The 12125-nt window shown below is 53.7% G+C and carries 16 protein-coding genes; 14 read left to right on the forward strand and 2 right to left on the reverse strand.

Features of this window, described 5'->3' with window-relative positions:
- Positions 1-14 precede the first annotated feature (14 nt).
- From B5E62_RS06990 to B5E62_RS07015, 6 genes are read left to right on the forward strand one after another with little or no spacing between them, the layout of a single operon-like run.
- Positions 15-602, forward strand: coding sequence for a septum site-determining protein MinC (locus B5E62_RS06990; protein WP_087173911.1), 588 nt, complete (start codon positions 15-17; stop codon positions 600-602).
- The gene (minD, locus tag B5E62_RS06995) at positions 587-1378 is read left to right on the forward strand and encodes a septum site-determining protein MinD (RefSeq protein ID WP_087173912.1); all 792 of its coding nucleotides are present in this window, start codon (positions 587-589) and stop codon (positions 1376-1378) included. The genes B5E62_RS06990 and minD overlap by 16 nt, the downstream gene beginning before the upstream one ends.
- Positions 1379-1393: 15 nt before the next feature.
- Positions 1394-1606 (forward strand): cell division topological specificity factor MinE, encoded by a 213-nt coding sequence (minE, locus tag B5E62_RS07000; protein WP_087173913.1) that lies wholly within the window; start codon positions 1394-1396, stop codon positions 1604-1606.
- Positions 1603-2751 carry an FtsW/RodA/SpoVE family cell cycle protein gene (locus B5E62_RS07005; protein ID WP_087173914.1) on the forward strand — a complete coding sequence of 383 codons (1149 nt, stop codon included), beginning with the start codon at positions 1603-1605 and terminating at the stop codon, positions 2749-2751. Before minE ends, B5E62_RS07005 begins: the two co-directional genes overlap by 4 nt.
- Positions 2752-2768: 17 nt before the next feature.
- Entirely contained in the window at positions 2769-3164 is a 396-nt protein-coding gene (locus B5E62_RS07010) for a methylglyoxal synthase (protein ID WP_033124905.1), read from the forward strand.
- The gene (locus B5E62_RS07015) at positions 3148-4143 is read left to right on the forward strand and encodes a D-alanyl-D-alanine carboxypeptidase family protein (RefSeq protein WP_087173915.1); all 996 of its coding nucleotides are present in this window, start codon (positions 3148-3150) and stop codon (positions 4141-4143) included. Before B5E62_RS07010 ends, B5E62_RS07015 begins: the two co-directional genes overlap by 17 nt.
- Before the next feature lie 111 nt (positions 4144-4254).
- Here the strand turns inward: B5E62_RS07015 and B5E62_RS07020 are convergent, their stop codons facing one another.
- Positions 4255-4467, reverse strand: coding sequence for a DUF378 domain-containing protein (locus B5E62_RS07020; protein ID WP_087173916.1), 213 nt, complete (start codon positions 4465-4467; stop codon positions 4255-4257).
- Between the two features lie 61 nt (positions 4468-4528).
- Here B5E62_RS07020 and B5E62_RS07025 point away from each other — a divergent pair, with 61 nt between their 5' ends.
- From B5E62_RS07025 to B5E62_RS07060, 8 genes are all read left to right on the forward strand, one after another.
- A complete protein-coding gene (locus B5E62_RS07025; RefSeq protein WP_087173917.1) occupies positions 4529-5473 on the forward strand; it encodes a TIGR01212 family radical SAM protein in 945 nt (314 codons plus the stop codon).
- Positions 5474-5489: 16 nt separating this feature from the next.
- Positions 5490-6881 (forward strand): HlyD family efflux transporter periplasmic adaptor subunit, encoded by a 1392-nt coding sequence (locus B5E62_RS07030; protein WP_087173918.1) that lies wholly within the window; start codon positions 5490-5492, stop codon positions 6879-6881.
- A gap of 16 nt (positions 6882-6897) precedes the next feature.
- A complete protein-coding gene (locus tag B5E62_RS07035; protein WP_087173919.1) occupies positions 6898-7593 on the forward strand; it encodes a YggS family pyridoxal phosphate-dependent enzyme in 696 nt (231 codons plus the stop codon).
- 25 nt (positions 7594-7618) lie between these two features.
- Positions 7619-8233, forward strand: a complete 615-nt coding sequence (locus B5E62_RS07040; RefSeq protein ID WP_087173920.1) for a cell division protein SepF — start codon at positions 7619-7621, stop codon at positions 8231-8233.
- 17 nt (positions 8234-8250) lie between these two features.
- On the forward strand, positions 8251-9006 hold the full coding sequence (locus tag B5E62_RS07045; protein ID WP_087173921.1) for a YlmH family RNA-binding protein: 756 nt from the start codon (positions 8251-8253) through the stop codon (positions 9004-9006).
- A 34-nt stretch (positions 9007-9040) separates the two neighbouring features.
- Positions 9041-9550, forward strand: coding sequence for a signal peptidase II (lspA, locus tag B5E62_RS07050; protein ID WP_330398045.1), 510 nt, complete (start codon positions 9041-9043; stop codon positions 9548-9550).
- The gene (locus B5E62_RS07055; protein WP_087173923.1) at positions 9522-10442 is read left to right on the forward strand and encodes an RluA family pseudouridine synthase; all 921 of its coding nucleotides are present in this window, start codon (positions 9522-9524) and stop codon (positions 10440-10442) included. Before lspA ends, B5E62_RS07055 begins: the two co-directional genes overlap by 29 nt.
- Before the next feature lie 129 nt (positions 10443-10571).
- Positions 10572-11216, forward strand: a complete 645-nt coding sequence (locus B5E62_RS07060) for a cytidylate kinase-like family protein (protein ID WP_087173924.1) — start codon at positions 10572-10574, stop codon at positions 11214-11216.
- 132 nt (positions 11217-11348) lie between these two features.
- Here the strand turns inward: B5E62_RS07060 and B5E62_RS07065 are convergent, their stop codons facing one another.
- The gene (locus tag B5E62_RS07065; protein WP_087173925.1) at positions 11349-12083 is read right to left on the reverse strand and encodes a tRNA lysidine(34) synthetase; all 735 of its coding nucleotides are present in this window, start codon (positions 12081-12083) and stop codon (positions 11349-11351) included.
- Between the last annotated feature and the right edge of the window lie 42 nt (positions 12084-12125).

A 12125-nucleotide genomic window follows, 5' to 3' on the forward strand; every position in this document is an offset into this window, starting at 1 on the left:
GATGATAGCATATTTTGAAAGACCATGTCATGATCAAGGGCAGCAAATACGGTCTGGCGGTCTATCTGGACGATAGAGTGCCCTTTGAGGAGCTGCTGGAGGAGACCGGGAACAAATTCCGGGCGGCCGCCCGCTTCTTTGCGGGAGGCGAGATGGCGGTCAGCCTTGAGAACCGTATTCTGACAAAGGAGCAGGAGCGCAGGATGGTCGAGGTGATTTCCGGCTCCGCAGGGATACAGATCCTGTGTATACTGGATCACGATGAGAAGAACGAAAAAATATACAGAAGCGCCGTAGAACAGACGCAGGCCGAAATGCCCGGGCAGGACGGCCGTTTCTACAGGGGGACACTGAAGAGGAATCAGGTGCTGGAGTCAGAGACCAGCATCGTGATCGTGGGAGATGTGGAGGAGGGGGCCACCGTTGTTTCCAAGGGGAGCATCGTGGTGGTCGGCGGCCTGTATGGCAGCGCCCAGGCCGGCGCTGCCGGCAGGACAGACGTCTTTGTGGCTGCCCTTTCCATGGAACCGCAAAAGCTCCGCATAGGCGGCAGAAATGTGAAACCAGTGATAGGAGGAAGTTATTCATGGGCGAAGTTATAGTGATCACATCTGGAAAAGGCGGTGTGGGGAAGACGACCACCACCGCAAATATCGGGGCAGGTCTTTCAATGCTGGATAAGAAGGTCATCATCATCGACACGGATCTGGGGCTGCGGAACCTGGATGTTGTCATGGGACTGGAAAATTTTATCGTGTACAACCTTGTGGATGTCATAGAGGGAAAGTGCAGGCTGAAGCAGGCGCTCATCCGGGACAAGCGGTATGAAAATCTGTACCTGCTCCCGTCTGCCCAGACGAAGGACAAGACGGCTGTGTCACCGGGGCAGATGAAAAAGCTCACCTCGGAGCTGAAGGAGACATACGACTACATCCTTCTGGACTGCCCGGCAGGGATCGAGCAGGGATTCCAGAATGCCATAGCGGGCGCGGACAGGGCCGTGGTGGTGACCACGCCGGAGGTGTCGGCCATCAGGGATGCGGACCGCATCGTGGGACTGCTGGAGGCGGAGAAGATAGGGAAGATAGAACTCATCATCAACCGCATCCGTATGGATATGGTGAAGAGAGGAGATATGATGTCCGTGGACGATGTGACAGAGATCCTCTCTGTGCCGCTGATAGGTGCCATTCCGGACGATGAGCAGGTGGTCATCGGGACCAACCAGGGAGAGCCCGTCATATCCATGGAGTCGAGAGCGGGGGAGGCCTACCGGAATATATGCAGGCGTATCACAGGGGAGGAGGTCCCCTTTCTCGACCTGGAGGCCGGAAGCGGGCTATGGTCCAGACTGACGCATATCTTTCATAAAAATTAAGGAGGCATCGGGAGTATGGGAAGACGTTCTTCTGTGCGGATCGCAAAGGACAGGCTCAAGGTCCTGGTGGTGTCAGACCGCATGAAATGCAAGCCGGAGGCGTGCGAGAGGATCACGCGCGAGCTCTTCCAGGTTCTTTCCAAATATATTGAGATCACACCCGAGGAATTTGACGTCTCCTACAGCAGGACGCACGTACATATCAGACTTACAGGAGAAGAGCAGTGAAATTTTTAAAAATAACAAAACCTTACCGACTGAAAGATTATAAATTTACCCTTGTCATACTCGTGCTGGCTATTTCCTTCCTGGGAGTCCTCGTCATCGGCAGCGCCAACGAGGCCTACCAGGGCCGCCAGCTCATAGGACTTGCAGGGTCCGTGGTCCTTATGATCATCGCCTCCCTGATCGATTATGTGTGGATCGCCAATTTTTACTGGATATTCTACATCCTGTCCGTGGGGATGCTGGGCCTGGTGCTGATACCCGGCGTGGGAGAGGTGGTGAACGGCGCGAGACGGTGGATCAACCTCGGCTTTACCAATTTTCAGCCCTCGGAGCTTGCGAAGATATTCCTCATAATCTTTTTTGCCAGGTTCATCATGAAGCACGAGGAGGACTTAAGCAGCAGACGGACCATCCTGAAGGCAGTGATCCTCATCCTCATCCCTCTTGTCCTCATCTACGAGGAGCCGAACCTGTCCACCACCATCTGTACGGCGGCCCTCTTCTGCATGCTCATGTATGTGGGCGGCCTGTCCTACAAGTTTATCGGCATGGTGCTCCTTGTCACCGTGCCTGTGGCCATCATCCTGCTGAGCATAGTGGTGCAGCCGGATCAGCAGATACTGGACGAGTACCAGCAGAGGCGTATCCTGGCATGGCTGAATCCGGAGGAGTACTCCAGCGACGAGGCCTACCAGCAGAACAACTCGGTCATCGCCATCGGATCGGGGCAGCTCACGGGAAAGGGACTCAACAACAATTCCACTACATCGGTGAAGAACGGAAACTTTATCCTGGAGCCCCAGACGGACTTTATCTTCGCCATCGTGGGGGAGGAATTAGGCTTTGTGGGATGCTGTATTTTTATTGCATTGCTCCTGCTTATAGTGATACAATGTATACTGATAGGGATACGGGCGCAGGATACAACGGGGAAGATCATATGCTGCGGGGTCGGCTCCCTCATAGGGATACAGACCTTCATCAATATAGGGGTTGCCACCCAGATCATCCCAAACACAGGCATACCGCTGCCTTTTGTCAGCTACGGCCTTACGTCTCTCGGGAGCATGTACCTTGGCATAGGACTGGTGCTCAACGTGGGACTGCAGCCGAAGAAATATCAGGATAAACTAACTACACTTTAATGAGGAGGATGCATTGTATGAATATCGGTCTGATCGCACACGACTCCAAAAAGACGCTGATGCAGAATTTCTGCATCGCCTACCGGGGGATACTGAGCAAGCACAATCTGTTTGCCACCGGGACCACCGGGCGTCTCATCGAGGAGGTGACCAACCTTTCGGTCCATAAATACCTGGCGGGACCACTGGGCGGGAAACAGCAGCTAGGAGCGCAGATCGCCCAAAACGACATAGACGCTCTTATCTTTCTTCGGGACCCACAGAGTCCCAAGCCTCACGAGCCCGAGGTGAACGACGTGATACGTTTGTGCGATATGCACAATATCCCCATGGCGACGAATCTCGCCACGGCTGAGATCATTGTTCTTGCGATTGACAGAGGAGATTTGGATTGGCGTGAAATGTACAGGTAAGAAACTCATACTGGCAGGGAGCCTTTCTGCCTTCCTGCTGGGACTGACAGGCTGCGGGGCGGACGACGCGGTGCTGACCTATGAGAAGGAAAACTACAACAAAAGTTTATATGAGGCGGAGCTCTTTGCGGAGGACTTGTGTGTGACAGGCGGGGACGTGTCCCTGGAGGGCTTTGAGGGGGACAGCTCCCTCCACGCGGCGGGGCTTTTCAATGTCACGGACGGGGAGGTGGTCTACGGGCAGGACCTCTTTACAAGGCTTTATCCGGCCAGCACCACCAAGATACTGACAGCCCTGGTCGCTATAAAAAACAGCAGTCTGGATGATGTCGTCACGGTCAGCAGCGCGGGCGCGGCTTCCAGCTTTTCCTGGGACGCTTCCATCGCCGGCCTTCAGACCGGGGACCAGCTCACCCTGCGGGACCTCCTCTACGGGCTCATGCTCCCCTCCGGCAATGACAGCGCGGTGGCTATCGCGGAGTATGTGGGCGGTACAGAGGAAAATTTTATGGAGATGGTCAATGAGGAGGCCCAGAGCCTGATGGCCACCGGGACTCATTTTGTGACGCCGAACGGCCTCCACGACGAGGATCACTACACCACGGCTTACGATATGTATCTCATCTTTAACGAAGCTGTCAAGTACGATGAATTTGTGGAGATCATCAGCGCTGACTCCTACACGGCGCAGATCACCGGCGCCGACGGAGCAGTCAGGTCTGTCACCTGGGAGCCCACCAGCTTCTACGCGAGAGGGGCGGCTGCTCTACCCACGGGGGCCACAGTCATCGGCGGTAAGACAGGCTACACAGGGGAGGCCGGGAACTGTCTCGTCCTTCTCGATCAGGCGGCCGACGGAGACTACTACATCTCCATTGTCATGGGAGCGGAGGACAAGCCGCTTCTCTACCAGGATATGACAGCCATGATCGACCAGATCCCGTCCCTGGGAAGCGGGGATGACGAATCGGGTGAATAAATAAGAAAGCGCCTGGCGCTTGATAAGGAGGGGCATCCGGTACTGTATACCAGGATACCCCTCTTGTGTATTTTATCGGACACCGTGTTTTCATCAGGTGCTGTCCATGGTTCAGATATCTGCATCGGACGCGTTTCGTATTCTCCCGAAAAAACTGATGGCGTACAGACCGCAGAGTCCTACCAGTGTGTAGATGATCCTCGAAAGCCAGGTCAGGTTGCCAAAGAGAAAGGCCACAAGGTCAAAGCAGAAAATACCTACCAGAAGCCAGTTGACAGCACCGATGATAACGAGTGCCAGTGAAATATTGTCAAGCCATTTCATGAAAGTCCCTCCTTTATTCATCAGATGATGCTAGTATACCCTGAAAGGTTTTTTGCAATTCATGACAGAAAAAAAATCATACTTTCCCTATTCGGAATATCTGAAAAAAATATACGGAGAAAAAGTTTACAAACTGCCGGTCAATCTTCCGGTCACCTGTCCGAACCGGGCCGGCGGAGCAGGGGGATGCACCTTCTGCGCGGCGGCCGGCACAGGATTTGAGGCCCTCCCTCCGGAGCTGCCGGTGAGGGAGCAGCTCCGGAGGACAAGGGAGAAGGTTGAAAGGAAATACAAAGCCCGCAAATTTATCGCCTACTTTCAGAATTATACCAACACGTTCCTCCCGCTGGAGGATTTCACTGCCTATGTGGAGGAGGCCGCGTGCGAGAGAGATATTGTGGAGATCGATATCTCCACCAGGCCGGACTGCGTCTCCCGGGAGTATCTCGAGGTGCTCCGGAGCCTTCGCGGAAGGAGGGGGACAGACATCTGTGTGGAACTGGGGCTCCAGACAGTCAACTACCACACGCTGAAGAAGATGAACCGGGGGCACACTCTCGCGGAGTTCATAGACGCGGTCATGCAGATACGGGCCTATGGCTTCCGGATATGCGCCCATGTCATATTGAATTATCCGGGAGACGGGATGGAGGACGCGGTGGAGACGGCCAAGGTGCTGTCGGCCCTGGGCGTGGACACGGTCAAGATACATTCCCTCTATATCGCCAAAAACACAGTGTTGTGTGAAGCCTACGAAAATGGTACAATATCCTTATGTTCAAAAGAGGAGTATATAGACCGGCTCATCGCTTTTCTGTCTTACTTGAGCCCGGATATTGCCGTGGAGCGGCTTTTTAGCCGTATCCCGGAGGAGGACGCGGTCTTCTGCAACTGGGGGACCAGCTGGTGGAAGCTGCGGGACGAGGCAGAGCGGAGGATGAGGGAAAGGGACGCCTGGCAGGGGAAATATTTTCACTATCTTGGCGGAGCAGCATTAAGGAAATGACACAGGAGGCATCATTTTGTCTGGAAAAGCACAGGGAAATATTCAGGTTTACCGGAAAAAATGGAATTTTAATATAGGGATCGTGATCTTTGGAGTTATCCTCATCTATCTTGTCGTGACAGTCCTCACCTACGCCACGGCGAAGCATGTCACTGCCTACGAGGTCCGGGAGGGCTCTATTTTCAGGGATACAGCCTACACAGGGCTCGTCCTGCGCCAGGAGACAGTGGTGAACGCAGAGGCGGACGGCTACATCAACTATTTTGTCCCGGAGGGGAGCAAGGTGGGAAGGAAGACAAATGTGTACAGTATCTCTTCGGAGAAGCTGGATTTCTCATCCTCCGGACAGGAGGATGCGGAGCAGGAGCAGTCCGTCTCCTCGGAGGAACAGCAGATGATCCTCCAGCAGACACAGAGCTTCAGCGACAGCTTCCAGGACAGCCGCTTTGAGGAGGTCTATACTTTCAAGGACTCTGTGGAGAATATCCTCTCCAGCAGCTCCTCACAGAGCAGGCAGTCCCAGCTTGCGGCCCTGATCCAGAGCGGCGCGGAGGGTGTCACCGCCTACCCGGCGGCTGACGATGGCGTCATCGTCTACTCTGTGGACGGATACGAGGGGCTCACGGCGGACCAGGTGACAGCGGACATGCTGTCCCGGGCGGACTATAAGAGCACGGAGCTGTCGGACAACGCAAAGGTGAAGGCGGGGGATGCGGCCTACAAGCTGGTGACAGATGAGTCCTGGTCCCTTGTCATCGTCCTGGATGCGGATATGGCGCAGGAGCTGGCCGAGACCGCCACGGTGCAGGTCCGCTTTTCCAAAGACGGCGAGACGGCCAGCGGCAGCCTTTCCATCTACAACACAGAGGATGAGGATGTGAACCTGGGCTATATCACTTTCAACGAGTCCATGGTGCGGTATGCGGGAGAGCGGTTCCTGGACATCCAGCTGGTGCTGGAGGATGAGTCAGGCCTCAAGATACCAAAATCCTCCGTGGTGGAGAAGGAGTTTTACACGGTGCCCCAGGACTATATCACCCAGGGCGGCGATTCAAGCCAGAACGGCGTCCTCGTGCAGACGGATGAAAATACCACCACCTTTGAGGCGGCGGAGGTCTATTACCGGGACAATGAGACCGGGCTGGTCTATCTTGACGCGGACGCCTTTAAAGAGGGGACAGTCCTTGTAAAGCCTGATTCCAGCGAGACCTGCACCCTCGGAGAGAAAGGGACACTGCAGGGAGTCTTCAATATAAACAAGGGCTATGCGGAGTTTACCCAGGTGGAAATCCTCTGCGAGAATGAGGAGTATTATATCGTGCAGTCCGGCAACGATTACGGACTTGCAAACTATGACCATATAGCGCTGGACGGCAGCGACATCCATGAAAATGAGATCATATTTTAAAGGGAGTGATGCGGTAATGCTGCGGGAGAATTTCAGACAGGTGGAAGAGAACATCCGGAGAGCATGCGGGAGAGCGGGCAGGGATCCGGGGGATGTGACCCTCATCGCTGTGAGCAAGACCAAGCCTGTGGAGCTGCTGCGGGAGGCTTACGACCTCGGCACGCGGGTCTTCGGGGAGAACAAGGTGCAGGAGATCGTGGAGAAGTACGAGGCCCTGCCAAAGGATATACACTGGCATATGATCGGACATCTCCAGAGGAACAAGGTCAAATATATCATAGACAAGGTGGACCTCATCCACTCGGTGGACTCAGTGCGGCTCGCGGAGACCATAGAGAAGGAGGCAGCCAAGCATGACCTGACAGCCAACATCCTGTTGGAGGTGAACGTGGCCGAGGAGGAGAGCAAATTCGGCCTGAAGGTGGATGAAGTGGAGCAGGTGGTGGATGAGATTGCCAAATTTTCCCACATAAAAGTGTGTGGATTAATGACAATTGCTCCTTTTGTGGAAAATCCGGAAGAAAATCGCCCATATTTTCGCCGTTTGCGCAACTTATCTGTTGACATAGGAGGCAAAAACGTTGATAATGTTACTATGAGTATTCTCTCGATGGGCATGACCAATGATTATGAGGTGGCGGTCGAAGAGGGCGCGACGATGGTACGGGTCGGGACAGGACTGTTCGGTGCGCGCGATTATGCTCTGAGATAAACGTAAGATAGGAGAATTTGAAAAAATGGGAGTATTAGATAAGTTTCTTGACATTATGAAATTGAGCGATGACGATGACGATTACGAGAACGACGATTTCTTTGACGATGACGACTACGAGGAGGATGACTACGACGACAGGGCTTCAAAGAAAAGCGGACTTCTCTCAAGGTTCAATAGAGGAAAAGACAGCAGCCGCGACCGGGATGATTACGATGACTATGATGACGATTATGATGAGAGACCTGCAAGGCAGACGCCCTCCAGAGCTTCCCATCCCGCTCATCAGTCAGGCGGGAGCAGCAAGGTAACGCCTATGCGCCAGCCCTCCTCAAGAAGGCAGGCACCGAATATGGAAGTGTGCGTGATCAAGCCATCTTCTGTGGAGGATGCGAGAGAGATAACAGAGACGCTGCTGAGCGGCCGCACTGTGATACTGAACCTGGAGGGCCTGGACCTGGAGGTGGCCCAGCGGATCATCGACTTTACATCCGGCGCTACCTTTGCTATCAACGGCAATCTGCAGAAGATTTCCAATTACATATTCCTTGTGACGCCGACAAATGTAGATATTTCCGGGGACCTGCAGGACCTTCTGGGCACATCCTTTGACGCGTCATCCATGCGCACGAGATTTTAGAGGACGCCGGACGAGACATGAACAAAGAGGAAATGATGCTTCAGAAGCGTCTCATCGAACTGTCTGATCTTTCATACAGAAGGGATATTGTCACCTTTTCGGATTTTTTGAATTTGAATGAACTGAATATACTGCACACGACCCCCAGAAATCTCTTTCCCGCCAGGTATGAGACCTATGGGGGTTATGAGCCTGCGGAGCGTCAGATGGTTGCATTTCTGCCTGATGCTCTTTATTATGAGTACCGGTATCCCATATCCGTACTCAGGATCAGCCCGGCCAACAGAAAATTTGCCGAGGACCTCTCCCACAGAGACTTCCTGGGTGGGATACTGCACCTGGGGATAGAGAGGAGCTGCCTGGGAGACCTGCTGGTGGAGGACGGCGTCTGCCATGTCTTTGTGACGGACGCCATGGCGGATTTTATCTGCCATGAACTCACCAGGGTACGCCACACAGTGGTGAAGACAGAGAAGATAGATGAGACCGCCTTCTCCTTCACGCCCCGCCTTGAGATGATCAAGGGGACGGTGGCATCAGTGCGGCTGGACACAGTGCTGTCCGTGGCCTTTCCCATGTCCAGGAGCCGGCTCACCGGACTCATCGAGGGCGGCAAGGTGTTTGTCAACGGGAGGCTGACCACCTCCAACGGGTACCGCCTGAAGGAGGAGGACATCATCTCTGTCAGGGGCATGGGAAAGCTGGTGTACCAGGGCATTCTCTCGGAGACAAAGAAGGGCCGCCAGTATATCCAGGTCGGAAAATATATTTAGAAAACAGCGGAGGCATACAGGGGAAATGGCATCTGTGCATAAAAAAACAGCAAAACATTATTTAACTGCCTTTATCGTCATTGCGGCAGGTGTGATACTGGACCAGTGGAGCAAGTATATGGCTGTCCTGCATCTTCAGGGAACGGACGGGGTGGACCTGATACCCGGCGTCTTCCGGCTGACCTATCTGGAGAACCGGGGGGCGGCCTTCGGTGTGCTGCAGGGCCAGCAGTGGTTCTTCTACATTATCACGGCAGTCATACTTGTGGCGGTACTCCTTGTCTACAGGCGCATGCCCGCCGGGAGGAAATTCCTTCCCCTGCGTGTCTGTGCGGTACTCATCGTCTCCGGGGCGCTGGGCAATCTCATCGACCGGGTAGGACAGGGATATGTAGTGGATTTCTTTTACTTTGAGCTCATCGATTTCCCTGTCTTCAACGTGGCGGATATATTCGTGACCGTGTCCGCCGTACTTCTGGCAGTGCTCCTGCTGCTGTACTATAAGGAGGAGGACCTTGAATACATTTTTCACAGTCGAAAATGACGAGGGCGAGAGGATAGACAGATATCTCTCTTCGGAGATGCCGGAACTGTCCCGCTCACATATCCAGAAGCTGATCAAAGACAATCTCATAGAAGTCAACGGAAAGCCTGTAAAAGCAAATTACAGGCTTTGTTTTGATGACAGCATAAAAGTGACCGTACCCGAGGTAAAAGATCCGGAAATCGCCGCTGAGGACCTTCCTCTGGATGTTCTATATGAGGATGAGGATATCATCATCGTGAACAAGCCAAAGGGCATGGTGGTCCACCCGGCCCCGGGGCACTACAGCGGCACTCTCGTCAACGCCCTCATGTTCCACTGTGGCGACAATCTGTCCGGCATCAACGGCGTCATCCGGCCAGGCATCGTCCACCGCATAGACATGGACACCACCGGCTCCCTTGTGGTGTGCAAGAACGACAGCGCCCACCAGAGCCTGTCTGAGCAGCTGAAGGACCACTCCATCCGACGGATCTACGCGGCCATTGTCCACGGCAATATAAAGCAGGACGAGGGAACTGTGGACGCCCCCATCGGCAGGCATCCCACGGACCGGAAAAAGATGAGCACAAGGGCGAAGAACGGGCGCAGGGCTGTGACCCACTACAAAGTCCTGGAGCGGTTCGGGGACTACACCTACATCCAGTGTGAGCTGGAGACGGGGCGGACTCACCAGATACGCGTCCACATGGCTTCCATCGGCCATCCCCTGCTTGGCGATACGGTATACGGCCCTGCGAAATGCCCCTTCAAGGATCTCCAGGGGCAGACGCTCCACGCCAGGATTCTTGGCATCACCCATCCCAGGACGGGAGGATACCTGGAGGTGGAGGCGCCTCTGCCTGAATATTTTGTGCAATTATTAGTGAGACTTGGAAAAAATAGACAATAATTTTCATAAAATTCTATACATTTCCACCAAATTGTTGTATAATGCTTAATAAATAAAAGAGCATCCATACATTAGTACTTATCTCAAAGTATGTACTGACAGGATCAACAAGAAGGAGCGTGGGGTAGTATGGAAAAGACAAATACAATTATTACCATAGGAAGAGAATTTGGAAGCGCGGGTCGTGAGATCGGATATAAGATTGCCGATGACTTCGGTATCAAGCTGTACGACAAGGAGATGCTGAACCGGGCGGCTAAGGAGAGCGGCATCTGCGAGGAGCTGTTCGAGGCCCACGATGAGAAGCCCACCAACAGTTTTCTGTATTCTCTTGTCATGGACACATATTCCCTTGGATACTCTTCAGGGAGCTATACAGATATGCCGATCAACCACAAGGTCTTTCTGGCCCAGTTTGACGCCATCAAGAAGATCGCCAGCGAGGGGCCCTGCATCCTGGTCGGACGCTGCGCGGACTATGCACTTGAGGAGTTTGACAATGTGCTGACCGTCTTTATACACGCGAAGATGGAGGCAAGGATACGCAGGATCGCCAGGATCTACAACCTGACGGACGCCAAGGCAAAAGAGATGATACAGAAGACAGACAAGCAGCGCTCCAGCTACTACAACTACTATACAAACAAAAAGTGGTCAGACGCAGAGAGCTACGATATCTGCCTGGACAGCTCCGTGCTGGGCATTGAGGGCACGGCGGAGGCCATCAAGCAGCTTGTGGCTATCAAGGAGAGCGACCGGGAGAAGAAGCTGTAGGAGAGAAAGCCAGGAAACCGGATGCTGATATTCCAAAATAAAAATCTAAAGATAAAATTTAAAGAAAAAACTCTATGTGGAGGGTTTCCCTTCCCCATAGAGTTTTTCTTTTCTCTGTATGCAGTTATGGGACTACCGCGTATGGATGATACGCTCCGGCCAGCCTTTGATATTCCCATTCAGGATGGCGGTGAACATCCTCTGCTTTGCGCCGGGGTGCTCCTGGTTCAGCTGGCGCACCAGCTCTTTGGCGTACTGGCGCTTCGTGTAGCCGTCGATGGGACAGCGGCTCTTCACCACAGGAAGATCATACTTGTTCTTAAAGCCGATCACATCCGCCTCGTCCACGAACATGATGGGGCGGATCACGGTCAGGTCCATCTGGTCCAGGTAAGTGCGGGGTGAGAAGGAGTAGAAACGCCCCTCAAAGATGAGGGAGAGGAGCATGGTCTCAATGATGTCATCCCGGTGGTGGGCGTAGGCAACCTTGTTGCAGCCCATCTCCTTTACGGCCTGGTTGAGGGCCCCCTTTCGCATCTTGGCGCAGAGGGAACAGGGATTGCTCTCCCTGCGCTCCTCAAAGAGGATGTGAGCGATGTCTGTCTTTACAATGCGGTAGGGGACATCCAGCTCCTGGCAGAGCTCCTTTACCGGGGTGAAATCGCTTTTTTCATAGCCCAGGTCCACGGTGACGGCGCTGAGCTCAAAATGAGCGGGGTAAAACCGCCGGAGGCCGTGGAGGGCGTAGAGGAGGGTGAGGCTGTCCTTCCCGCCGGATATGCCCACAGCAATGTGGTCCCCCTCGTCGATCATCTGGTATTCGTCTACTGCCTTTCTCGTGTAGCTCAAAAGCTGCTGTAATTTCATAATGGTAAGTAATTCCTTTCTCTTGTCTTGCGAAATCCGCCG

The sequence above is a fragment of the Lachnoclostridium sp. An118 genome, from assembly GCF_002160985.1.
In the GTDB taxonomy this organism is placed as follows: Bacteria; Bacillota; Clostridia; order Lachnospirales; family Lachnospiraceae; genus Claveliimonas; species Claveliimonas stercoravium.

Coding starts and splice junctions, on each gene's coding strand:
- minD (WP_087173912.1), top strand. CDS start 587: ATGGGCGAAGTTATAGTGATCACATCTGGAAAAGGCGGTGTGGGGAAG.
- minE (WP_087173913.1), top strand. CDS start 1,394: ATGGGAAGACGTTCTTCTGTGCGGATCGCAAAGGACAGGCTCAAGGTC.
- B5E62_RS07010 (WP_033124905.1), top strand. CDS start 2,769: ATGAATATCGGTCTGATCGCACACGACTCCAAAAAGACGCTGATGCAG.
- B5E62_RS07020 (WP_087173916.1), bottom strand. CDS start 4,467: ATGAAATGGCTTGACAATATTTCACTGGCACTCGTTATCATCGGTGCT.
- B5E62_RS07025 (WP_087173917.1), top strand. CDS start 4,529: ATGACAGAAAAAAAATCATACTTTCCCTATTCGGAATATCTGAAAAAA.
- B5E62_RS07035 (WP_087173919.1), top strand. CDS start 6,898: ATGCTGCGGGAGAATTTCAGACAGGTGGAAGAGAACATCCGGAGAGCA.
- B5E62_RS07040 (WP_087173920.1), top strand. CDS start 7,619: ATGGGAGTATTAGATAAGTTTCTTGACATTATGAAATTGAGCGATGAC.
- B5E62_RS07045 (WP_087173921.1), top strand. CDS start 8,251: ATGAACAAAGAGGAAATGATGCTTCAGAAGCGTCTCATCGAACTGTCT.
- B5E62_RS07060 (WP_087173924.1), top strand. CDS start 10,572: ATGGAAAAGACAAATACAATTATTACCATAGGAAGAGAATTTGGAAGC.
- B5E62_RS07065 (WP_087173925.1), bottom strand. CDS start 12,083: ATGAAATTACAGCAGCTTTTGAGCTACACGAGAAAGGCAGTAGACGAA.